20 protein-coding genes are annotated in these 21544 nt (G+C 64.4%); 10 read left to right on the top strand and 10 right to left on the bottom strand.

What is annotated here, in order from left to right:
- Positions 1–38: 38 nt before the first annotated feature.
- Complete coding sequence (locus ACZ52D_RS10370) at positions 39–824, bottom strand: alpha/beta hydrolase (protein WP_417473012.1); 786 nt, start codon at positions 822–824, stop codon at positions 39–41.
- Positions 825–1006: 182 nt separating this feature from the next.
- On the opposite strand from ACZ52D_RS10370, the gene ACZ52D_RS10365 reads away from it, so the two are divergent.
- Both ACZ52D_RS10365 and ACZ52D_RS10360 read left to right on the top strand, forming a co-directional pair.
- Positions 1007–2479, top strand: a complete 1473-nt coding sequence (locus ACZ52D_RS10365; protein ID WP_464441251.1) for an NAD-dependent succinate-semialdehyde dehydrogenase — start codon at positions 1007–1009, stop codon at positions 2477–2479.
- A 127-nt stretch (positions 2480–2606) separates the two neighbouring features.
- Positions 2607–4790, top strand: coding sequence for an esterase-like activity of phytase family protein (locus ACZ52D_RS10360; RefSeq protein ID WP_464441250.1), 2184 nt, complete (start codon positions 2607–2609; stop codon positions 4788–4790).
- A gap of 73 nt (positions 4791–4863) precedes the next feature.
- Here ACZ52D_RS10360 and ACZ52D_RS10355 read toward each other — a convergent pair whose 3' ends face one another.
- The 6 genes from ACZ52D_RS10355 to ACZ52D_RS10330 form a co-directional block, all read right to left on the bottom strand.
- Positions 4864–5331 (bottom strand): Hsp20 family protein, encoded by a 468-nt coding sequence (locus tag ACZ52D_RS10355; protein WP_222454813.1) that lies wholly within the window; start codon positions 5329–5331, stop codon positions 4864–4866.
- A gap of 134 nt (positions 5332–5465) precedes the next feature.
- Complete coding sequence (locus tag ACZ52D_RS10350) at positions 5466–6284, bottom strand: trypsin-like serine peptidase (protein WP_464441249.1); 819 nt, start codon at positions 6282–6284, stop codon at positions 5466–5468.
- Positions 6281–7090 (bottom strand): trypsin-like serine peptidase, encoded by an 810-nt coding sequence (locus ACZ52D_RS10345; RefSeq protein ID WP_464441248.1) that lies wholly within the window; start codon positions 7088–7090, stop codon positions 6281–6283. The genes ACZ52D_RS10350 and ACZ52D_RS10345 overlap by 4 nt, the downstream gene beginning before the upstream one ends.
- A 108-nt stretch (positions 7091–7198) precedes the next feature.
- Positions 7199–8521 (bottom strand): glycolate oxidase subunit GlcF, encoded by a 1323-nt coding sequence (glcF, locus tag ACZ52D_RS10340; RefSeq protein WP_464441247.1) that lies wholly within the window; start codon positions 8519–8521, stop codon positions 7199–7201.
- A gap of 3 nt (positions 8522–8524) precedes the next feature.
- A complete protein-coding gene (locus ACZ52D_RS10335; protein ID WP_464441246.1) occupies positions 8525–9622 on the bottom strand; it encodes an FAD-binding protein in 1098 nt (365 codons plus the stop codon).
- 48 nt (positions 9623–9670) lie between these two features.
- The gene (locus ACZ52D_RS10330) at positions 9671–11119 is read right to left on the bottom strand and encodes an FAD-linked oxidase C-terminal domain-containing protein (protein ID WP_464441245.1); all 1449 of its coding nucleotides are present in this window, start codon (positions 11117–11119) and stop codon (positions 9671–9673) included.
- 80 nt (positions 11120–11199) lie between these two features.
- On the opposite strand from ACZ52D_RS10330, the gene ACZ52D_RS10325 reads away from it, so the two are divergent.
- Positions 11200–11922: a DUF599 domain-containing protein gene (locus tag ACZ52D_RS10325; RefSeq protein WP_222454807.1), complete on the top strand. Its 723-nt coding sequence runs from the start codon at positions 11200–11202 to the stop codon at positions 11920–11922.
- 37 nt (positions 11923–11959) lie between these two features.
- On the top strand, positions 11960–12325 hold the full coding sequence (locus ACZ52D_RS10320; protein ID WP_464441244.1) for a hypothetical protein: 366 nt from the start codon (positions 11960–11962) through the stop codon (positions 12323–12325).
- Between the two features lie 51 nt (positions 12326–12376).
- Here ACZ52D_RS10320 and rlmH read toward each other — a convergent pair whose 3' ends face one another.
- The 3 genes from rlmH to ACZ52D_RS10305 form a co-directional block, all read right to left on the bottom strand.
- The gene (rlmH, locus tag ACZ52D_RS10315) at positions 12377–12847 is read right to left on the bottom strand and encodes a 23S rRNA (pseudouridine(1915)-N(3))-methyltransferase RlmH (protein WP_222454805.1); all 471 of its coding nucleotides are present in this window, start codon (positions 12845–12847) and stop codon (positions 12377–12379) included.
- Positions 12848–12912: 65 nt separating this feature from the next.
- Entirely contained in the window at positions 12913–13287 is a 375-nt protein-coding gene (gene rsfS, locus ACZ52D_RS10310; protein WP_222454804.1) for a ribosome silencing factor, read from the bottom strand.
- Positions 13288–13453: 166 nt separating this feature from the next.
- Entirely contained in the window at positions 13454–14830 is a 1377-nt protein-coding gene (locus ACZ52D_RS10305; RefSeq protein WP_369928867.1) for a mechanosensitive ion channel family protein, read from the bottom strand.
- A 300-nt stretch (positions 14831–15130) separates the two neighbouring features.
- Between ACZ52D_RS10305 and leuC the strand changes: the two genes are divergently transcribed.
- The 6 genes from leuC to leuB all read left to right on the top strand — a co-directional run bounded on the left by leuC (position 15131) and on the right by leuB (position 21455).
- A complete protein-coding gene (gene leuC, locus ACZ52D_RS10300) occupies positions 15131–16534 on the top strand; it encodes a 3-isopropylmalate dehydratase large subunit (RefSeq protein ID WP_369928692.1) in 1404 nt (467 codons plus the stop codon).
- Positions 16535–16551: 17 nt separating this feature from the next.
- Positions 16552–17379 carry a glycosyltransferase family 32 protein gene (locus tag ACZ52D_RS10295; RefSeq protein ID WP_369928694.1) on the top strand — a complete coding sequence of 276 codons (828 nt, stop codon included), beginning with the start codon at positions 16552–16554 and terminating at the stop codon, positions 17377–17379.
- On the top strand, positions 17379–17984 hold the full coding sequence (gene leuD, locus ACZ52D_RS10290; RefSeq protein WP_222454800.1) for a 3-isopropylmalate dehydratase small subunit: 606 nt from the start codon (positions 17379–17381) through the stop codon (positions 17982–17984). The genes ACZ52D_RS10295 and leuD overlap by 1 nt, the downstream gene beginning before the upstream one ends.
- A gap of 364 nt (positions 17985–18348) precedes the next feature.
- Positions 18349–19191: a hypothetical protein gene (locus tag ACZ52D_RS10285; RefSeq protein WP_464443132.1), complete on the top strand. Its 843-nt coding sequence runs from the start codon at positions 18349–18351 to the stop codon at positions 19189–19191.
- A complete protein-coding gene (locus tag ACZ52D_RS10280; RefSeq protein WP_464441243.1) occupies positions 19188–20231 on the top strand; it encodes an endonuclease/exonuclease/phosphatase family protein in 1044 nt (347 codons plus the stop codon). Before ACZ52D_RS10285 ends, ACZ52D_RS10280 begins: the two co-directional genes overlap by 4 nt.
- Positions 20232–20351: 120 nt before the next feature.
- Complete coding sequence (leuB, locus tag ACZ52D_RS10275) at positions 20352–21455, top strand: 3-isopropylmalate dehydrogenase (RefSeq protein ID WP_417473036.1); 1104 nt, start codon at positions 20352–20354, stop codon at positions 21453–21455.
- The last annotated feature ends 89 nt before the right edge of the window (positions 21456–21544 follow it).

Raw genomic sequence — 21544 nt, 5'->3', positions numbered from 1 at the left:
GGCGCGTGCCGTCCGGTCTGACGGGCGGAAGGGGCGGCTCAGTTCACGATCAGCGCCACCAGATCGCTTTCGGGGTCCGCCAGCGGCTCGATCACGTTGAAATGATGCTTGCCAAAGGCGATGACGTGATCCGCGTCCCAGGCCTCAACCAGCCAGATCGCCTGGTCCAGAAACGCAGGCCGTTCCTCGCCACCGACCCAGACGGTGACCTCCGCCGGGTAGCGGTCCTGCATCTCCACCGGGCTTTCCGCGATCGCCGCGGCGGAATCCATCTTGAACTTCTGGTTCATCGAGGTGCGCAGCAGGGGGCGCAGGTCGGACAGCGGCGAAATCGGGATTACCGTCTTGATCCGCGTGCCCACCTCCGCTGGCAGCAGCGTCTTGTCCAGCATCCGCGCCACCAGATGGCCGCCGGCGGAATGCCCGGCCAGGGCGATCGGCCCCTCGACCTCAGCCGCGATGCGGGTCACTGCGGCAGCAATCTGGCGGGTTATGTCGGCAATCCGCACCGAAGGGCACAGGTCATAGGACGGCATCGCCACCGCCCAGCCGTGCTTCAGCGCGCCGCGGGCCAGATGCGACCAGCTGCTTTTGTCGAAGGCCAGCCAATAGCCACCATGCACAAAGATGAACAGCCCCTTCGGCGTCCCCTCGGGCAGGAACAAGTCGAACTTGTGCCGCTCGCCTTCGCCATAGGCTATGTCCAGCCGGGCCCGTTCATGCAGACTGTTGCGGAAATCCTCGGCCGACGCCGCCCAGCGCGGCGGGTAGTCCGCCGCATTTTCGATATACGCGCCATTGGCATAGGCATCATCCAATTCCATGCCCGGTCTCCCCTGAAGTTTTTATTTGCGGCTACCTGACAGTGTCGCACAGCCCGTGTCAAATTCCGCATGGTTTTCGCGCGCCCATCATTTGATCAAATTCTGGACTTATGGTTCCCTCTGGACATAACTGGGCGCAGCTGATTTGCATTCCAGCGACACAGAAACCCGGGAGGCCTGCCATGCTTGACGCAACCACTGACCTGAAATCCCTGCTGAACGATCCCAGCCTGCTGGAAACCCGCGCCTATGTCGGCGGCAAGTTCGTCGAGGGCGGCAGCACCTTTGACGTGACAAATCCCGCCCGCGGCGACGTGATCGCGCAGGTGGCCGATCTGGACCGCGCCGCGGTGGCCGGCGCCATCGCCCAGGCCGAAGCCGCGCAGAAGGACTGGGCCAAATGGACCGGCAAGGAGCGCGCGGGCGTGCTGCGCAAGTGGTTTGACCTGATGATGGAGAACCAGGAAGACCTGGCGGTGATCCTGACCGCCGAGATGGGCAAGCCGCTGGCCGAGGCGCGCGGCGAAATCGCCTATGGCGCCTCTTTCATCGAATTCTTCGCCGAAGAGGCCAAGCGCGTCTACGGCGAGACCATCCCCGGCCACCAGCGTGACAAGCGCATCACCGTGCTGAAGCAGCCCATCGGCGTCGCCGCCTCGATCACGCCCTGGAACTTCCCCAACGCGATGATCACCCGCAAGGCGGGCCCGGCGCTGGCGGCGGGCTGTTCCTTTGTGGCGCGCCCGGCGGAGCTGACACCGCTGTCAGCCACCGCGCTGGCGGTCTTGGCGGACCGTGCGGGCATTCCCGCAGGCGTGTTCAACGTTGTGCCCTCCTCCAACGCGTCGGAAATCGGCAAGGAATTCTGCGAGAACAGCGCGGTGCGCAAGCTGACCTTTACCGGCTCCACCGAGGTCGGCCGCATCCTGATGCGGCAGGCGGCGGACACTGTCATGAAATGCTCGATGGAGCTGGGCGGCAACGCGCCTTTCATCGTGTTTGACGATGCCGATCTGGACGCCGCGGTCGAGGGCGCGATCATGTGCAAGTTCCGCAACAACGGCCAGACCTGCGTCTGCGCCAACCGGATCTACGTGCAGGCCGGGGTCTATGACGAATTCGCCGCCAAGCTGAAGGCCGCGGTTGAGAAGATGACCGTTGGCGACGGGCTGAAAGAGGGCGTGCAATTCGGCCCGCTGATCAACCAGAAAGCCGTGGAAAAGGTGCAGGCCCATATTGCCGATGCCAAGGAAAAGGGCGCAGAGGTAATCCTCGGCGGCAACCCGTCCGAGTTGGGCGGCACCTTCTTTGAGCCCACGATCATCACCGGCGCGACCACCGACATGGTCTTTGCCACCGATGAGACCTTCGGCCCGATGGCACCCCTGTTCAAGTTCGAGGACGAGGACGAGGTGATCGCGATGGCCAATGACACCATCTTCGGCCTTGCGTCGTACTTCTATGCCAAGGATCTGAGCCGTGTCTACAAGGTGGCGGAAGCGCTGGAATACGGGATCGTCGGGGTCAACACCGGCATCATCTCGACCGAGTTGGCGCCGTTTGGCGGCGTGAAACAGTCGGGCCTCGGCCGCGAAGGCAGCCACCACGGCATCGAGGACTACCTGGAGATGAAATACATCTGCATGTCGGTCTGACCGCGCTTGCACGGGGGGGCGGGCCACGGCACCGCCCCCGCTGTCATAAAACCGCAACGCCGCCGTCATGCGCCTGTGACGCGCAGCGGGTCTGTTCCGCCCATCAATTTTGACTGGGAGACACCCGATGCCGCTGCGCATGATCTGCCTGACCTCCGCCCTCGCCCTGAGCGCCGGTCAGGCCTTGGCCGAGATGAATTTCAACCGTATCGCCTCTTTCCCCGTGGTCGCCAACATGGCCGCTGGCGAAGACACCAGCCGCGAGACCTCGCCCGAGATCATCGCCGCCACCGCGGACGGGCTGACGCTGGCCTATACCGACAGCCCGCTGAAGGCACTGGGCCGCATCGACATCACCGATCCCGCCAATCCCAAGCCGCTGGGCAACATCGCCCTGCCGGGAGAGCCGACCTCGGTTGCCATCAAGGGCCAGACCGCATTTGTCGGGGTGAACACATCGGAAAGCTATACCGCGCCGTCGGGAATGCTGATGGCCATCGACATCGCCAGCGGCGACACGCTGGCCTCCTGCGATCTGGGCGGTCAGCCGGACAGCGTGGCACAGGCGCCGGACGGCAGCTTTATCGCCGTGGCGATCGAGAATGAGCGCGACGAAGATCTGAACGGCGGCCAGATCCCGCAGATGCCTGCGGGCAATCTGGTGATGCTGGAGCTGGCCGAGGACAGCCTCGACTGCGCGTCGATGAAGGTGGTCGGCCTGACCGGACTGGCCGAGATTGCCGGTTCCGACCCGGAGCCGGAATATGTCTCGATCAACGGCCTTGGGGAGACGGTCGTCACCCTGCAGGAGAACAACCACATCGTCGTGGTCGCGCGCGATGGCAGCGTCGTCAGCCATTTCTCCGCCGGGGCGGTGGACCTAGAGGGCATCGACGCCACGGACGAACGCGGCGCGCTGATCTTTGACGAGAGCCAGAAGGGCCGCCTGCGCGAGCCCGATGCGGTTGCCTGGATCGATGACGACCATTTCGCCACCGCCAATGAAGGCGACTACCAGGGCGGCTCGCGCGGCTGGACGATCTTCCGCAAGGACGGCACCGTGGTCTACGACAGCGGCACCAGCTTTGAACATGCCATCGTGCAGATCGGCCATTACCCGGACAAACGCTCGGACGCCAAGGGCGTGGAGCCGGAATCGGTCACCTTCGGCAAGTTTGACGGCACGCCCTATGTGTTTGTCGGCGCCGAGCGTGCCTCGGTCGTCGGCGTCTATGACGTGAGCGATCCCGCCGCACCGGTGCTAAAGCAGCTGCTCCCCTCGGGTGTTGGCCCTGAAGGCTACGCGGTGATCCCGGAGCGCAACCTGCTGGTTTCGGCCAATGAAAAAGACCTGATCGAGGACGGCGGCGCGCGGGCGCATGTCAGCCTGTTCGAGCTGCAAAACGCACCGGCCGCCTATCCGCATCTGACCTCCGCCGGCGCGGACGAGCTGATCGGCTGGGGCGCGATCTCCGGCATGGTGGCCGATCAGGACGGCATGATCTGGGCGGTGAACGACAGCTTCTACGGCTTTCAGCCCTCGATCTTCAAAATTGATCCCAGCCAGACCCCGGCCCGCATTGTCGACGTGATCCGCATCCACCGCGCCGACGGCAACCCGGCGCAGAAACTGGATCTGGAAGGCATCACCCTTGATGGCGAAGGCGGTTTCTACGTGGCCTCGGAGGGGCGCAGCGACCGGCTTGTCCCGCATGCGATCTACCACGTGGACGCAAACGGCCTGATCAAGGCGAAATCGGGCGAAATCGCCCTGCCGCCGGAGCTGCAGGCGGTGGAGCGGCGCTTTGGCTTTGAGGGCATCACCAAGGTCGGCAACACCCTGTGGATGGCCGTCCAGCGCGAATGGAAGGATGATCCGAAGAACCACGTCAAACTGGTGGCTTATAACCTCGACACCAAGGAATGGAGCGCAGTGCATTACCAGAAGGCAGAGCCGCAGACCGGCTGGGTCGGCCTGTCGGAAATCGCCGCCCATGACGGCTATGCCTATGTGGTGGAACGCGACAACCAGCATGACATGCGCGCCGTGACCAAGAAGGTCTACCGCATTCCACTGTCGGAGATGGTGCCCGCACCGCTGGGCGGCGAGCTGCCCGTGGTCACCAAGGAGCTGGTGCGCGATCTGCTGCCGGATCTGAAATCCACCGGCGGCTACGTGCTGGACAAGGTCGAAGGCCTGGCGATTCTGCCCTCGGGCGAGATCTATGTCTCCACCGACAATGACGGCGTCGATGACAGCTCGGGCGAGACCATGTTCTTTTCCATCGGCACGGCGGGCCAGCCCAGCTAAGCCCGCGCAGGAACCGCCAAAAGCAACAAAGCCCGCCATCTCTGGCGGGCTTTTCCGTGATGCATCGACCGGATCAGTTGACCGATTTGGCCTCGATCTCGGGATGCTTGGTGCGGGACGAGGCAATTTCGATCCGCCGCGGTTTCAGTGCTTCGGGCACCTCGCGATACAGGTCGATATGCAGCATGCCGTTTTCATGGGTGGCGCCTGTCACCCGCACGTGGTCGGCAAGGGTGAAGCGACGCTCGAAGGCACGGGTGGCAATGCCACGGTGCAGGAACGTCCGCTCTTCGTCGTCCGTGTCAGCCTTCTTGGCCGAAACAACCAGCGCGTTTTCCTTGACCTCGACGCTCAGGTCGTCTTCGGAGAAACCGGCAACGGCCACCGAAATGCGATAGCTGTCGGCATCGGTCTTTTCGATGTTGTAGGGCGGGTAGCTGGACTGGGTGGAATCGGCGCTCAAGGCGCGGTCCATCAGATTTGCGATCTGGTCAAAGCCGATGGTGGCCCGGTGCAGCGGGGTAAAATCGAAGGTACGCATGTGTCATCCTCATAAGTTGAGCGATTTCAAGGGTGCCTTCCCTTTTGGGACAGGCGGGTCACGTCCGGGCCCCGATCAGCGGCGGCCCCGACAATGCTGAGATAGGAAAGCAGAAGAGGGGTTCAAGAGGGATGTCAGCCTTCGGGGCGGACAAATTTTGCCCCGCCCGCGGATGAGCTTCCATTGCCGACCCGGATACGCTTGATCCGTGGGCCTGGCGGCGCCACCGGATTGCGGCGCAGCTGCGCCTTCAATTCCGCGACGCGCTCTGGCAGCTTCATGCCAAAGGCAACCTTTCGGCCATTGTAGCTGCCGCCGCCCGAAACCAGCGCCAGGATGCGTCCCCGCCCGCCCACCTGCGAGAACACCGGCGCACCAGAAGACCCGAAGGTCACGTTGCAATCGATCACCATCACGTCGTTCTGCTCCCCTAGAAGGTTGCAGTGACGCTGCCGTGACGGCGCTTCGGCCCGCCCCATGCCATAGGAGGTAACGGATATGTCCTGGCCATAATCTCGCGCCGCGTGCAGCGCAAAGGCATCGGCCTCGTGGCTGTGAATGGGCTGCGCCAGACGGATCAACGCAACATCGTGGCGAATGTTGTTCATGTCCAACCGACGGTGTGGGTCAAAACCCGGATGCGCGGCGATCTGCAACGCCTGCCGCTCGGCAATGGCCACACCGTCGCGCAGCCCGGCGCGAAAGATGATCTGCTCTGCCGGTCGCAGCATCCCGTCGCGCCCATAAACGCAATGCGCCGCGGTCAGCACCAGTTCCGGCGCAATCAGGGTCCCGGTGCAAAACCCCTGCCCCTTCAGCTCCAGCCGCCCCACGGCTTCCCAGCCCAACACGTCCTCGCGGTCTGTCAATCGCCGCAGGCCGGTGTCCTGGGCCATCGCTGCCGCGCTGACGCCGCAGGCGACAAGCGCCAGCATCAGCCCCCGCCAGCTCATTGCCGGATGAACTTGGCGCCGGAGGTGCCACGCCCCTCACCGACCCGTACCCGACCGACGCCGGGCGGCATGCGGCTGCTAGTGGCAACGCCGGTCAGCTGTGCCTGCAACAGGGCCAGCTCCTCCGCCAGCGCAGAGCCAAGCGAGACCCGCTTGCCACTGACCTCGGCCTTGGCCGACACCACCGAAACGATCCGCGGCTTATCCCCGTCAAAGGAAAACACCGGCGCCCCGGAGGAGCCAAAGTCCACATCACAGGACATCACCAGCACCCCCTCCTGCCGCGCCATCACCGCGCAGACCTCCTGCAGGGAGGGCGCTTCCGAGCGGTCGTGGGCATAGGACACCACGCCGATCCGGGCCCCCTTGCGCGGGCGGGCATCGGTTTCGAAAGGGGTGACGGTGGTGTTTCGAATCGGGCGTTGCAATTGCAGCAGTGCCAGGTCATTGCGCACGCGATCCGTCGAAAGGGCACCGTCGAACACGTAGGAAGGATGCTCGACCGCCCGGCGCACCGAGCGGTACGCCGAGGCGCGACCGTTGCGCCACCCTGCGAGAAATTCGATCGTCGAGGGGTCGATCCGTTCCTTGGTGCGGCTGTCGTAAAGGCAATGCGCCGCCGTGAGCACCAGATCGGGCGCGATCAGCGCGCCAGTGCAAAAACCTTCGCCATTGACGTCCAGCCGCCCGACGGCTTCCCACTTGCGGCCTGCATCCAGCGTATCCATCCGCTGCAGACGGCTGTCCTGCGCCAAAGACACGGCTGGCAGCACCGCTGCCAGACCCGCCAGAACCCACTGCCTCACTCGCGTCTCCTCTTGTCCACCAACCGGGAGATTACCTGTCTCTTCAGGCGAAATTACGGCAAGCGGCGGACAAAGGCAGCCCCGTATGAGGGGATTCTTTTCATTTGTTCAGCGCAGGATCGGCACCTCCGGCACGATCTTGCCGGGCGCTGTCAACGCGGGTGGTTGCGGCCCGCCGGTGGCCCAGTCCAGCAGCTCGACCGTGTGGACAATCGGCAGCTGCGTGCCGGAGCCGATCTGCATCATGCAGCCGATATTGCCCGCGGCGATCAGGTCGGGCTGCTTTGCCTCCAGCGTCTTCACCTTGCGCGCCTTCAGCTGGCCCGAGATTTCCGGCTGCATCAGGTTGTAGGTGCCCGCCGAGCCGCAGCACAGGTGACTGTCAGCAGGCTCCACCACCGTGAAACCGGCGCGCTTCAGCAGCGTTTTGGGGTGGGTCTTGATCTGCTGGCCGTGTTGCAGCGAGCAGGCCGCGTGATAGGCCACAGTCAGCCCCTTCTCCGTGCCCTCCGGCAGTTCCAGCTGCATCAGCAGCTCGGAAATATCCATGGCAATCCCCGACACCCGCGTGGCATCCGCCGCCAGCGCGTCGTTGCGGAACATATGGCCATAGTCCTTGACCGTGGTGCCGCAGCCGGAGGTGTTGATGACGATGGCGTCCAGCCCCTGCCCGTCCATCTCGGCGGTCCAGGCGCGGATGTTTTTCGCCGCTGTCGCGTGACTTTCTTCTTCGCGCCCCATGTGGTGGGTCAGCGCCCCGCAGCAGCCTGCGCCCTCGGCCACCACAACCTCGCAGCCCAGCCGGGTCAGCAGGCGGATGGTGGCGTCATTGATGTCGGTGTTCAGCGCCTTCTGGGCACAGCCGGTCATCAGCGCGACCCGTTTCCGGCGCGGTGCGGCGGCGGCAAAGCTTTGCGGATCGTCATTGCGGCTGACCGGAGGGATCTGTTTCGGCGCCATGTCCAGCATCGCCCGCAGCCGCGCATCCGGCATCAGCCCGCGCAGGGGCCGCGCCAGCTTTGCCCCCAGAAGCGCCAGCCGGAAGCGGGTCGGATAGGGCAGGATTCGCGCCAGCAGCCAGCGCAGGGCGCGGTCGCTCCAGGGGCGGTCGTAATGCTTCTCGATATAGGCGCGGGCGTGATCCACCAGATGCATGTAATGCACACCCGAGGGGCAGGTGGTCATGCAGGCAAGGCAAGACAGGCAGCGGTCGATGTGCTTGACGGTCTTGGCGTCCGGCACCCGCTCGTTTTCCAGCATGTCCTTGATCAGGTAGATCCGGCCGCGCGGGCTGTCCAGCTCATCCCCCAGCACCTGGTAGGTGGGGCATGTGGCGGTGCAGAACCCGCAATGCACGCAGGAGCGCAGGATTTCATTGGACCGCGCGATGCCGGGATCCTGCAGTTGTTCTTCGGTGAAAGTGGTCTGCATGTCCTACCCCATCAGGCCTGAGTTCAGAATGCCGCGCGGATCGAACTGCTGCCGCAGTCCCGCCGACAGCGCCGCCAGCGGCCCGGACTGCGGCTGGAAGACCCCGAGCCGGGCGCGGGTCTCGGCGCTGGCGCGCACCAGCGTTGCATGGCCCGGCACGGTGATGCAGGCACGCAGATCGGTGCCTTCCGGCACCAGCGCCCAGATCAGCCCGCCGCCCCAATCGAACTGCAGCGCCTCGGCCTGCAACTGCGGGGCCAGCGCCACGGCATCCGACGGTTTGACCGAAATCCGCCAGACATCGCCCGCGCGCCCGTGGAACGCCGCAACGTCACGGATGCCCTGCCACACTGCCTCGCTGTCCTCCGCCAGCCTTGTCGAGCCGAACCGGCCCAGTTCCGCCACCAGCCGTTCGGCCCGGTAGGCCGCCGAGGAGGAAAAGCCTTCGACGCGCACGTAAGCGACCGACCGATCGGGATCATAGGCCGCCCCGGTCACATCATAGGGCGACCCCAAGGCTGCCGACATGGCCGCCACGGCAGACGACAGATCGCCGCCCTCGACAGCCACGGTGACGACAGCTTCGGGCCGCGGCAGCACCTTCAGGGACACCTCGCTCAGCATCCCCAGCGTGCCATGGGCACCACACATCAGTTTGACCAGGTCATAACCGGTGACATTCTTCATCACCCGGCCGCCGTTCTTGAGGACCTGCCCGCTTCCGTCGACAAACCGCACCCCCAGAAGATGGTCCCGTGCAGCCCCCGCCTGAATGCGGCGCGGACCTGACACATTCGCGGCAATCACCCCGCCAATCGTCGGCGCACCGGCCGTGCCCAGAAGACCACGATGATCCATCGGCTCAAACGCCAGTTGCTGGTTCTCCGCAGAAAGCAGCGCCTCGACCTCGGCCACCGGCGTTCCCGCCCGCACCACGAGCGTCAGCGCGCCCGGCTCATACAGCTCCACGCCGGTCAGCCCTTGGGTGCTGAGCACATCGCCCGCCACCGCCAGCCCGCGGCTGCCGCCGCCCTGAATGGTCAAAGGACCCTCGGCGTTGGCGATGGCTTCGGCCAGCTCCGCCTCTGTCTCTGGTGTCATCATCTTCATCTTTGTCCAAATACTCTGGGGTTTGGGGCAAAGCCCCAATTATGCAGCGGACATCACCACGCCGCGACGGCTTTCGGTCACCGACAGGGGGAAGACCTTGGCCGGGTTCAGCAACCACTTCGGATCGAACACGTCCTTGACCCTCAGCTGCGCCTCCAGATCGGCAGCGCTGTACTGATGCAGCATCAGGTCGCGTTTCTCGATACCGACACCGTGCTCACCGGTCAGGCAGCCGCCCACTTCGACACAAAGCTTCAGGATCTCGGCACCAAAGGCCTCGCAGGTTTCCAGATCACCCGGTTTGTTGGCGTCAAAGAGGATCAACGGGTGCATGTTGCCGTCGCCTGCATGAAAGACGTTGGCCACATCCAGCCCGAACTCCTTGCTCAACTCTCCAATCCGGCGCAGCACCGTCGGCAAGGCCGAAACCGGGATCGTGCCGTCGAGGCACATGTAATCGTTGATCTGCCCCATCGCCCCAAAGGCCGACTTGCGGCCCAGCCAGATGCGGGCGGCCTCATCGGCATCGCGGGCTTCGCGCAGCTCCACCGGGTTGTGCGCGCGAGCGATCTCCGCGATCAGCGCCAGCTGGTGGTCGATCTCCGCCGCGCTGCCCTCCACCTCGATCACCAGAAGCGCCTCGCACATCGGGTAGCCTGCCTTCGCAAAGGCCTCGCAAGCCTCGATGCAGGGGCGGTCCATGAATTCGATCGCAACCGGCAGGACACCCGCCTTGATGATATCGCTGACACAGGCTCCGGCCACTTCGTTGCTGTCAAACGCGATCAGAACCGGCCGCGCGCCCTCGGGCTTGTGCAGGATGCGCAGGGTTGCTTCGGTGACCACACCCAGCTGCCCTTCGCTGCCACAGATCACGCCCAGCAAATCGAGACCGCCTGCATCAAGATGCGCACCGCCGATCTCGACCACCGAGCCGTCCATCATCACCATGGTCACACCGAGCAGGTTATTGGTGGTCACGCCGTATTTCAGACAATGTGCCCCGCCGGAGTTCATCGCAATATTGCCAGAAATCGCACAAGCCAGCTGCGAGGACGGGTCCGGGGCGTAGAAGAACCCCTCTTCCTCAACGGCGCCGGACACGCTGAGGTTGGTGCGGCCCGCCTGGACCCGGATGAACCGGTTGTCATAGTCCGTCTCCAGCACCTCGTTCATGCGGGCAACGCCGAGGATCACGCAGTCGGCCGTCGGCAAGGCCCCACCCGCCAGCGAGGTGCCTGCCCCGCGCGGCACCACCGGCACCCCCTCTTCGTGGCAGATGCGCAGCACGTCCGAAACCTCCCGAGTGCTGCGCGGCAGCACCGCCAGCAACGGCGGGCACTTGTAGGCCGTCAGCGCATCACATTCGTAGACGCGGGTCTCGGCCTCATCCTGGATGATCGCATCGGCAGGCAGCACCTCTGCCAACCGCGCCACAAGCGCGTCCTTGCGGGCCAGAATGGCGGGGTTCGGGGATGGCATCTGCATGGGGCTCTCCTCTTTGGTCAATTAATATTACCAATTTACCCCATCTGGCAAGTGGCGGATTGCCGCGCTAGGGTGCGCCCATGACCTGGATCGACCGTTTGACACTTTTTTCACTCTTTGACCTGGCCGCGCTGGCGCTGCTGGTCTGCGGCTGGCTGTGGATCGGCTGGCGGATCGAAAACCCGCCCAAGGGGCGACCTTCGGTGTCGTGGCTGATGGCGGATTTCCGGCGCGACTGGATGAAACGCATGGTCGAACGCGACCCGCGGATCTTTGACGCCCAGCTGGTGGGCAACCTGCGCCAGGCCACCGCCTTTTTCGCCTCTGCCGCGATGATCGCCATCGGCGGCGGGCTGGCGCTGATCGGCAATACAGAGCAGCTGGCAGGGGTGGCCGAAGACCTGATGCAGGACAGCGCCCCCGCTTTCGTCTGGGAGATCAAGGTGCTGCTGGTGGTCCTGTTCCTTTCCAACGCCTTCCTGAAGTTTGTCTGGTCACACCGTCTGTTCGGCTATTGCGCGGTGCTGATGGCGGCGGTGCCGAACGACCGGGCGGATCCGCAGGCCTATCCGCGGGCGGCACAGGCCGCCGAGATCAACATCACCGCCGCGCGCAGTTTCAATCGCGGCATGCGGGCCACCTATTTTGCGCTGGCAGCCGTGGCCTGGCTGGCCGGTGCAGCCGCGCTGGCAGCCGCGGCGCTCATCACCATGGCAGTGTTGTACCGGCGCGAGTTTGCCTCGCAATCGCGTAGCATCCTTTTGCGCACCCCGCCCGAAAGCAAGGGTGACACGGCATCGTGACTATACCAATGCGCTGAGCCAGTGTCAGACTGGCGCCATGCTCCTGCGACTCGCCACCCTTGCCGTTTGCCCGCTCTTTCTGGCGCCCCCTGCCGCCAAGGCGGACCCCCCGGTGATTGAGGACGCAAGCGCGCGCGCATCGGCAGAAGGCTGGACAATCAGCGTGACCCTGTCCCATCCCGACACTGGCTGGGACCATTATGCCGATGGCTGGCGCGTGCTTGACATGGATGGCAATGAACTGGGCCTGCGGGTGCTGGCCCATCCGCACGTGCGCGAACAACCCTTCACCCGTTCACTGAGCAACATTCAGATCCCGGCCCAGACCACTCAGGTAAAGATTCAGGCCCGCTGCCTGATCGACGGCTGGGCGCAGGTGACTTATCCGCTCAACCTGCCCTAGGCCGCTGGCACGTAGTGTGAAAAAGGTCGAAACGACGCGATCGGGGTGGCGTCACACCCGATGGTACGGGCTGCCGCTCAGGATTGTCGCGGCACGGTAGACCTGTTCGGCAAGCATGACCCGAACCAGCATATGCGGCCAGACCATCTTGCCAAAGGAGATCGAGAAATCGGCCTCGGCGCGCAGGCCGGGATCGATGCCGTCTGCACCGCCAATGATCAGCGCCAGATCCTGCCGCCCGCTGTCGCGCCAACCGGCCAGCCTGTCGGCAAAATCCGGGGAGGAAATCACCTTGCCACGCTCATCCAGGGTGCAGATCACCGCGCCGCGCGGCAAGGCCTTGCGCAACAGCGCCGCCTCGGCCGCCATGCCGCCGTTCTTCTTGTCCTCGACTTCAACCACACGGGCCGGGCCCAGGCCAAGGGCGCGGCCGGTCCGGTCGAACCGGGTAAGGTAATCATCGATCAGGGATTTTTCGGGGCCAGCGCGCAGGCGGCCAACCGCACAGATATGCAGACGCATAGAGGCTCCACACCATATGGCCCGCACCCTTTGCGCGGGCCGCAATCAGAGGCAAGTGCCCCGGCTCAGTCGTCGCCGGTCTGAGCGGCGGCGGCAGTGCCTGCGGGCATCCACATCTTTTCCAGCTGATAGAACTCGCGCACTTCCGGGCGGAAGATATGCACGATGACATCGCCGGTGTCGATCAGAACCCAGTCGCCGGCATCCTTGCCTTCGACCTTGCTGACAATCCGGTACTCTTGCTTGAGCCGGTCGGTCAGTTTTTCAGCCATGGCCGCGACCTGACGGGTGGAGCGGCCCGAGGCCAGCACCATGTAATCCCCGATCGAAGTCTTGCCGCGCAGGTCGATCTGCACAACATCTTCGGCTTTGTCATCGCTGAGTGAGGAGAGAATCCGCTCCAGCAGCTGTTCGCTGGTGGGCTGGGACTGGGCGGCCATCACGGCTGCCCCAGAAACAGCGGCATCCGCCGCTTGAGGTACGGGTGACAGGACATAGTCCTCCTTACAACGCGCCGCCAAGCCCCGGCGCCGGGCCTATTAATAATGTAGCAACCAGTGGGTAAAATTTCAATGAATCCCCCACCTGTGATGCAAGCCATGTGCTTTATCCCTCCTTGCCCGCAGGCGCAACCCTGACCGGAAGTTCGTCGTTCAGCATCCGCACCTCGCGCTGCGGGAAGGGGATGGAAATGCCCTCAGCCTGGAAGGCGTCCCACAGCGCCAGGTAGACATTGCCGCGAATATTCGTCAGCCCGCCGGTGGGATCGTCGATCCAGAAGCGCAGCACGTAGTCGACGCTGCTGTCGCCGAAGCCGGTGATGTGGCACACCGGGCGGCGGTTGCCCGCCTGCAGCACCCGGTCCACTCCGAGCGCGGCCTCGATCGCGATGTTGCGCACCCGGTGCGGATCATCGCCGTAGCCGGTGCCGAAATGCAGGTCGAGCCGCACAAACTTGTTGGAATGCGACCAGTTCACCACTTGCGAGGTGATCAGATCCTCGTTCGGAATCAGGTATTCGCGCCCATCGCGGGTGACCACGGAGACATAGCGCGCGCCCAAAGCGTTGATCCAGCCGAAGGTGTCGCCCAGCGAGATCACGTCGCCGGGCTTGATCGACTTGTCCAACAGGATGATCAGGCCCGACACCAGGTTCGAGACCACCTTCTGAAGGCCAAAGCCAAGCCCCACGCCGATGGCCCCTGACAGCACCGCCAACCCGGTCAGGTCGATACCGATCGCCTTCAGCCCGATGAAGAACGCCGCACCGAACAGCAGGATCTGCGCCAGCTTGGCCCCCAGAACCTGCATGGATGGCGAAATATCGGGGTTGCCACGGATGCGGTTCGCCGCCACCGAGGAAATCACCCGTGCCAGCGTCAGCATGACCCCCAGGATCACCGCCGCCTGCACCACCAGATACAGCGAGATCCTCAGGTCTCCGAAATCGATGGCGACGCCATCCAGCAGGGCAGTCGCCTCCTCCGTGACCCCGAGGATGCGCAAGGTGATCCAGATCCAGGCGCCGTATTTGACCAGATTCCGCAGCAGTGGATTGGCCACAAGCCGGGTGGCGAAAGACACGATCAGCCAGGCCAGGGACAGGTTGGCGATCACCGTCAGCAACCGCGAGCGACTGGGCCAGGTGACCTCCTGCATGATCAGCACCACCAGCCAGATCAGCACCACGAAAACGATGCCGCGGATCCGCTTGTGCAGCACCAGCCCTGCCCGCATCCGCCAGCGCGGCCAGCCTTCGCGGCTGCGCAGCCAGTTGTGGAACGCAGCACTCAGCGGGCGCGCGACCAGTGTGGCGAGGACAAAAAGCCCCACCGCGATACCGATCTGGTAGGCATTCCACGGCCGCAGCAGGTGCTCGATCGTGTCGATGGCGAAGGTCCACAGCTGCTGACCAAGCGCAATCGCCTCTGCGGCCCCCTCTGCCAGGGCATCCTTGGGTTGGACCTGCTCCTCGGGCTCCATCATGCCTCCCCTTTTCAGACAGTCTGCCGTTGTGACCGGTCGGGATCAAGAAAAGACGGGGACAGGCCGCGATGGAACGGAACCGCCGAACGGGCGTCAGAGAGAACGAATCTTGATTGCCGGCCCGCGCGGATGTATCTGACAGCCATGACCCTCGTATTGGCCCAAAAGATTGAACTGCAAGACCGCGCCCGGCTACGCGAACGGTTCTTTGGCGCCGCCCGCACGGTCCTGGCGCGCCTATAAGGCGTTTGCCCAGCCCAACAGCCAGCATACCCAATACATTACGGGAGTGGACCCATGTCCCCCAAAACACTCTATGACAAGATCTGGGATGCGCATGTCGCGCATGAAGCAGAGGACGGCACCTGCCTGCTCTATATCGACCGCCACCTGGTCCATGAGGTGACCAGCCCGCAGGCCTTCGAGGGTCTGCGCATGGCCGGCCGCAAGGTGCATGCCCCGGACAAGACCATCGCGGTGCCGGACCACAACGTCCCCACCACGCTCGACCGCGCCAAAGGCATCGAGAACGAGGAAAGCCGCATTCAGGTCGAAGCGCTCGACCGGAATGCCAAGGAGTTCGGCGTGCACTACTACCCGGTGGATGACATCCGCCAGGGCATCGTGCACATCGTCGGCCCCGAACAGGGCTGGACCCTGCCCGGTATGACCGTGGTCTGCGGCGACAGCCACACCGCCACCCACGGCGCCTTCGGCGCGCTGGCGCATGGCATCGGCACCTCCGAGGTGGAGCACGTGCTGGCCACCCAGACGCTGATCCAGAAGAAGTCCAAGAACATGAAGGTGGAGATCACCGGCAAGCTGAAGCCGGGCGTCACCGCCAAGGACGTGACGCTGGCCGTGATCGGCGCCACCGGCACCGCCGGCGGCACCGGCTATGTCATCGAATACTGCGGCGAAGTGATCCGCAACATGTCGATGGAAGGCCGCATGACCGTCTGCAACATGGCAATCGAAGGCGGCGCCCGCGCGGGCCTGATCGCCCCGGACGAGACCACCTTTGAATACGTCAAGGGCCGCCCGCACGCGCCGAAGGGCGCGCAGTGGGAAGCCGCGCTGAACTGGTGGAAGACGCTCTACACCGACGAAGGGGCCCATTTCGACAAGGTCGTCACCCTGAAGGGCGAAGACATCGAGCCGGTCGTGACCTGGGGCACCAGCCCCGAGGACGTTCTGCCGATCACCGGCGTGGTGCCGAACCCCGAGGACTTCACCGGTGGCAAGGTCGAGGCGGCGCGCCGCTCGATCGAATACATGGGTCTGACCCCGGGCCAGAAGCTGACCGACATCGAGATCGACACCGTGTTCATCGGCTCCTGCACCAACGGTCGCATCGAAGACCTGCGGGCCGTGGCCGAAGTGGTGAAGGGCAAGAAGATCAAGGACGGCATGCGCGCCATGATCGTTCCCGGCTCCGGCCTGGTGCGGGCGCAGGCCGAGGAAGAAGGCCTGGCCGAGATTTTTGAGGCCGCCGGCTTCGAATGGCGCCTCGCGGGCTGCTCCATGTGCCTCGCGATGAACCCCGACCAGCTGGCCCCCGGCGAGCGCTGCGCGGCCACTTCGAACCGCAACTTCGAGGGCCGTCAGGGCTACAAGGGGCGCACCCACCTGGTCAGCCCGGCAATGGCAGCCGCAGCAGCTCTCACCGGCAAGCTGACGGACGTACGTGAGCTGATCTGAGCAGGAGAGGCCAGACCATGGCGTCCAGCACCTCTCTTCCTGCGGTAGCCAGCCTGTGGATCGGGGATCGCCTCAACTGGCTGCACGAACTGTCTCTGGCCAGTTTCGTGCAGCGCGGCCACGAGGTTGTCCTGTTCCACACCGCCCCTTCCCCGCCGCCGGTTCCGGCAGGTGTCCGCACCTGTCCGGCGCCAGAGATCTGGGATGCCGCTGCCGCGGGCCATGGAGAGGCGCCTGCCTCGATGCTGTCGGATCTGTTCCGGCTCTATCTGCTGAAGCAGACAGAGATGATCTGGATCGACACCGACATGCTCTGCTACCGGCCGCTGCCGGACGCGGACTACCACGTGGGGTATGAGCCCACGCGGTCGATCAACGGCGCGGTGCTGCGATTGCCCAAGGGATCGGCGACGCTGAACCATCTGCTGGACTGGTTCGAGGATCCCGAGTTCGTGCCGCCATGGCTGCCCCGCAAGATCCGCAAGGAAGTGGAGGCCGCCCCGCCCGGCAAGCGGCTGCTCAAGGCCTTTGAGCTGCAACGCCCTTCGCTGGGGCCACGGGCGCTGGATCATACGCTGAACCTGACCGGCGAGGTGCAGCACGTCCGCCAGCCGGACGTGTTCTACCCGATCCGCGGCGTACTGACGGACGTCTTCTTCAGCGGCCATTGCCAGGAAGACGGCTGGCTGACGCAGAATACCCTGGCCATCCACCTCTATGCCTCCATGGTGCGCCGCTATCACAAGGCGCACCGGCCCGAAAAACACAGCTTCATTTACCGCTTCGCACAGGAAATCGGTTTTGACCTCAGCGGATTGAAGCACCAGAAACAAGGAAACGAGTAATGGAAAAGTTCCAGAAACTTCACGGCATCGCCGCGCCCATGCCGCTGGTGAACATCGACACCGACATGATCATCCCCAAGGTGTTCCTGAAGTCTATTCAGCGCACCGGCTTTGGCAAGCACCTGTTCGACGAGATGCGCTATAACCGCGACGGCACCGAGATCGAGGATTTCGTCCTGAACAAGCCGCAGTACCGCAACGCGGAGATCCTGATCGCGGGCGACAACTTCGGCTGCGGCTCCTCGCGCGAGCACGCGCCCTGGGCGATCGCAGATTTCGGCATCAAGTGCATCGTGTCCACCTCCTTTGCCGACATCTTCTTCAACAACAGTTTCAAGAACGGCATCCTGCCGATCGTGCTGCCGCAGGAACAGGTCGACATCCTGATGGCCGACGCCGAAAAAGGCGCCAACGCCCGCATGACCGTGGACCTCGAAGCACAGGAGATCACCACCTCGGACGGCGTGGTCATCACGTTTGACGTCGACCCCTTCAAGAAGCACTGCCTGCTGAATGGCCTCGACGATATCGGTCTCACGATGGAGAAGGCCGACGCAATCAAGACCTTCGAAGAACAGGCGTCGCAAGCGCGTCCCTGGGTCTGAGAATAGAGGTGGCCGCCCTGTTGATCGGGGCGGCTGCCCGCCATCGCAGTTGATTCTGCCGCAGTTCTGACACAATTCGGTCGCCGCGCCCCGGCATCTGGCCCATTGTGGCGGAAGCCCGACCATCCACACTATCTAGTATCATAGCCGACGCAGCCGCGGTGCTGACGCTGGATATTGATGCAATCTCGCACCAGTGCTGACACCAACCTGCGCCCTCCATCCCGTCCGCCTCTTGAGCGGAAAGCCGCCAAACGGCAGATTGGGGCAAAAATGAGGCAGAGCCCCCGGCAAGTTGGACCGGGAGCTTCACAGCCGGACACAGAGGTACAAATACCCGTTCCGGTTTGAAGGGATGAAAACGGTGATTGCACGTATCACAGGCGCGGTTCTCCGCGGATCAATGGTGGCACTGCTGTTTGCCACGCCGGCACTGATCCTGCCTGCCAGCGTTACCACGTCTCCGGAAATCACCCTCTTTATCGCCTTGCTCGCGGCGGCGCTGGTCGTGACGGAATATGCCGCCCATTTCCCCAGCTTCGTGGAATTCCGGAACGCGCCTCCCATAAACCGGCTGCGGTTTGCCATGGCAGTCGCCGTCATCGGCGGGCTCAGCCTGCTGCTGGCCCATCCTTTGGCCCCGACCGGCCTGACCGCGCTGGTTCAGCAGCTTGCCCATTGGCTCGGCGGGCAGCTGGATTTTGCCTATTCCCCGGTGCAGCTGACGATGCTGATGCTGCCACGACAGGTACCCCTCGACACGGTTGTGATGGTGCGGAACGCGGCGGCGCTGGCGGCGACGCTGGCCGCAACGGCAACAGGCATCTTTGCCCTGGTCATCCGCTTCGGTCACTGGCCGATCGGCAACGGCCCGTTCAATGTCTGGGTCAATCTGCCCCTGTTCGACCCCACCACGGGCGGCGACGTGGTGCAGCGGCTGCAACGGGATGGGCGGATCAACATCATCGGCGGCGTTCTGCTGCCCTTTGCCCTGCCTGCTGCGGTGCAGATGACAGCCGGTTGGGTCGGTCCCGCCCTGTTGACCTCGCCCCAGATGCTGATCTGGATCGCGGGCGGCTGGGCGCTGGTACCGGCGTCCATGGTGATGCGCGGCATGGCAATGCTGAGGATCGCCGGTCTGATCGCCCAGAAGCGCCAGGCCGCCTGCCGGGACGAGGCCGAAGAAGACGCGCTGCAAACCGCATGAAGGCGGTGGCGGCGGTACTGGTTCTGCTCCTGGCCGCCGCACCGGGCCTTGCCCAACAGCTGCGCATCGCAACTTTCAACACCGAGCTTTCCCGCGACGGCCCCGGTTTGCTGCTGCGGGATATCGACCGCGGCGAGGATCCCCAAATCGCCGCAGTGATCGACGTCATCTCCGCGAACAATGCCGATGTGTTGCTGTTGCAAGGCATCGACTGGGATCTGGAGAACCGAGCCGTGCAGGCACTGCGCCGCCGCCTGTCCGAGGCTGGCACGGATTACCCCCATCTTTTGTCCCTGCAACCCAATGCCGGTCGCCCCCCCGCTCAACCGCTGGATCTGGACGGCGACGGAAAACGCGGCGAACCGCGGGACAACCAGGGCTATGGCCGCTTCCGCGGACAAGGCGGCATGGCACTTCTGTCGAAACTGCCGATTGATGTGACGGCGGTGCGCGACTTGTCGGATCTTTTGTGGCGCGAACTGCCCCAGGCACAGCTGCCGCATCACCCCGATGGAACCCCCTACCCCAGTCGCGACGCGCAGCAGGTTCAGCGGCTGTCGGACACCGGACATTGGGTTGTGCCGCTCATGCTGCCGGACGGCACGCGGCTGCATGTGCTGGGCTTTCACGCGACACCTCCGGTTTTTGATGGCCCCGAAGACCGCAACGGCAGGCGGAACCACGACGAGATCCGCCTCTGGCAACTGCTTCTGAATGGAGAGTTGGGGCCGGTGCCGCCCGCCCCCTTCGTGATCGTTGGCGATGCCAACCTGGACCCGGACCGCGGCGCGGGAAGACGCTCCGCGATCCGTGACCTGCTGAGCGACCCGCGCCTGCAGGATCCGGTACCCGAAAGCGCCGAGGCGGGCACAGCGACCGTGGACTGGGCCAGCGTCGGGAAGATGCGGGTGAGCTACGTGCTGCCATCGGCCGGACTGCGTATCACCGGCTCCGGTGTCGACTGGCCACACGACGCACAGGACGCGGCACACCGCGCCAGCCGTCACCGGCTGGTCTGGACCGACATCACCCTGCCCTGAATGCTGCCCGGCGGGCCTGCCGCCTGAAAATCGCGCAAAGGCCAATCCCCAAGCCCCATATTCTTGACCCCGCCCCCCGCTGCCGCTACGCCCGTGACAGCTGATTTTAGGAGGATATCCATGCCCAACCCATCTATTCTGATTCTGCCCGGCGACGGGATCGGTCCCGAAGTCATGACCGAAGTCCGTAAGGTCATCTCCTGGTTCGGCGACAAGCGCGGCGTGGAGTTCGACGTCAGCGAAGACCTGGTCGGTGGTGCAGCTTACGACAAACACGGGGTGCCGCTGGCAGACGAAACGATGGCCAAGGCACAGGAAGTGGATGCGGTTCTGCTGGGCGCCGTCGGCGGCCCGAAGTATGACGCGCTGGACTTCTCGGTAAAGCCCGAGCGCGGCCTCCTGCGCCTGCGCAAGGAAATGGACCTCTACTCCAACCTGCGCCCGGCACAGTGCTTTGACGCGCTGGCGGATTTCTCCTCCCTGAAAAAAGACGTAGTTGCCGGGCTCGACATCGTCATCGTGCGCGAACTGACTTCGGGCGTGTACTTCGGCGAGCCGCGCGGCATCTTCGAGGAAGGCAACGAGCGCGTCGGCATCAACACCCAGCGCTACACCGAGAGCGAGATCGAGCGCGCCGCGCGCTCGGCCTTTGAGCTGGCAATGCGCCGCAACAAGAAACTCTGCTCGATGGAGAAGGCCAACGTGATGGAATCCGGCATCCTGTGGCGCGAGGTGGTGACCCGCGTCGGCCAGGAATACCCGGAAGTCGAGCTGTCGCACATGTATGCCGACAACGGCGCCATGCAGCTGGTGCGCGCGCCCAAGCAGTTCGACGTGATCCTGACCGACAACCTGTTCGGCGACATCCTGTCCGACTGCGCCGCGATGCTGACCGGCTCGCTCGGCATGCTGCCCTCCGCCTCGCTTGGCGCGCCGATGGCCAACGGCCGTCCGAAAGCGCTGTACGAGCCGGTGCACGGCTCTGCGCCCGACATCGCGGGCCAGGGCAAGGCCAACCCGATTGCCTGCATCCTGAGCTTTGCCATGGCGCTGCGCTACAGCTTCGATCTGGGCGATGAGGCCGCGCGTCTCGAAGCCGCGGTCGAAAAGGTCCTGGCCGACGGCGTGCGCACGGCCGACCTTCTGGGAGAAGAAGGCGTGGAGCCGGTCTCCACCAGCCAGATGGGTGACGCAATCGTCGCAGCGCTGGACGCAAGCCTCTGATATCAGAGAGCTAATCACAACCTCATGAAAGCCCCGCCCGGTCGCCGGTGCGGGGCTTTTGCGTTGGCCCACTTCCCTGATGGCGCGCG

It is taken from the genome of Leisingera sp. S2M4, from assembly GCF_055398055.1.
The sequence above is the reverse complement of the archived record's forward strand: the minus strand, read 5'-3'. Positions and strand labels throughout refer to the sequence as shown.

Excerpts from the sequence above, each read along its gene's own strand:
- ACZ52D_RS10370 (WP_417473012.1), bottom strand. The coding sequence starts at position 824 with ATGGAATTGGATGATGCCTATGCCAATGGCGCGTATATCGAAAATGCG.
- ACZ52D_RS10365 (WP_464441251.1), top strand. The coding sequence starts at position 1,007 with ATGCTTGACGCAACCACTGACCTGAAATCCCTGCTGAACGATCCCAGC.
- ACZ52D_RS10360 (WP_464441250.1), top strand. The coding sequence starts at position 2,607 with ATGCCGCTGCGCATGATCTGCCTGACCTCCGCCCTCGCCCTGAGCGCC.
- ACZ52D_RS10355 (WP_222454813.1), bottom strand. The coding sequence starts at position 5,331 with ATGCGTACCTTCGATTTTACCCCGCTGCACCGGGCCACCATCGGCTTT.
- ACZ52D_RS10350 (WP_464441249.1), bottom strand. The coding sequence starts at position 6,284 with ATGAGCTGGCGGGGGCTGATGCTGGCGCTTGTCGCCTGCGGCGTCAGC.
- glcF (WP_464441247.1), bottom strand. The coding sequence starts at position 8,521 with ATGCAGACCACTTTCACCGAAGAACAACTGCAGGATCCCGGCATCGCG.
- ACZ52D_RS10335 (WP_464441246.1), bottom strand. The coding sequence starts at position 9,622 with ATGACACCAGAGACAGAGGCGGAGCTGGCCGAAGCCATCGCCAACGCC.
- ACZ52D_RS10330 (WP_464441245.1), bottom strand. The coding sequence starts at position 11,119 with ATGCAGATGCCATCCCCGAACCCCGCCATTCTGGCCCGCAAGGACGCG.
- ACZ52D_RS10325 (WP_222454807.1), top strand. The coding sequence starts at position 11,200 with ATGACCTGGATCGACCGTTTGACACTTTTTTCACTCTTTGACCTGGCC.
- ACZ52D_RS10320 (WP_464441244.1), top strand. The coding sequence starts at position 11,960 with ATGCTCCTGCGACTCGCCACCCTTGCCGTTTGCCCGCTCTTTCTGGCG.
- rlmH (WP_222454805.1), bottom strand. The coding sequence starts at position 12,847 with ATGCGTCTGCATATCTGTGCGGTTGGCCGCCTGCGCGCTGGCCCCGAA.
- rsfS (WP_222454804.1), bottom strand. The coding sequence starts at position 13,287 with ATGGCCGCCCAGTCCCAGCCCACCAGCGAACAGCTGCTGGAGCGGATT.
- ACZ52D_RS10305 (WP_369928867.1), bottom strand. The coding sequence starts at position 14,830 with ATGGAGCCCGAGGAGCAGGTCCAACCCAAGGATGCCCTGGCAGAGGGG.
- leuC (WP_369928692.1), top strand. The coding sequence starts at position 15,131 with ATGTCCCCCAAAACACTCTATGACAAGATCTGGGATGCGCATGTCGCG.
- ACZ52D_RS10295 (WP_369928694.1), top strand. The coding sequence starts at position 16,552 with ATGGCGTCCAGCACCTCTCTTCCTGCGGTAGCCAGCCTGTGGATCGGG.
- leuD (WP_222454800.1), top strand. The coding sequence starts at position 17,379 with ATGGAAAAGTTCCAGAAACTTCACGGCATCGCCGCGCCCATGCCGCTG.
- ACZ52D_RS10280 (WP_464441243.1), top strand. The coding sequence starts at position 19,188 with ATGAAGGCGGTGGCGGCGGTACTGGTTCTGCTCCTGGCCGCCGCACCG.
- leuB (WP_417473036.1), top strand. The coding sequence starts at position 20,352 with ATGCCCAACCCATCTATTCTGATTCTGCCCGGCGACGGGATCGGTCCC.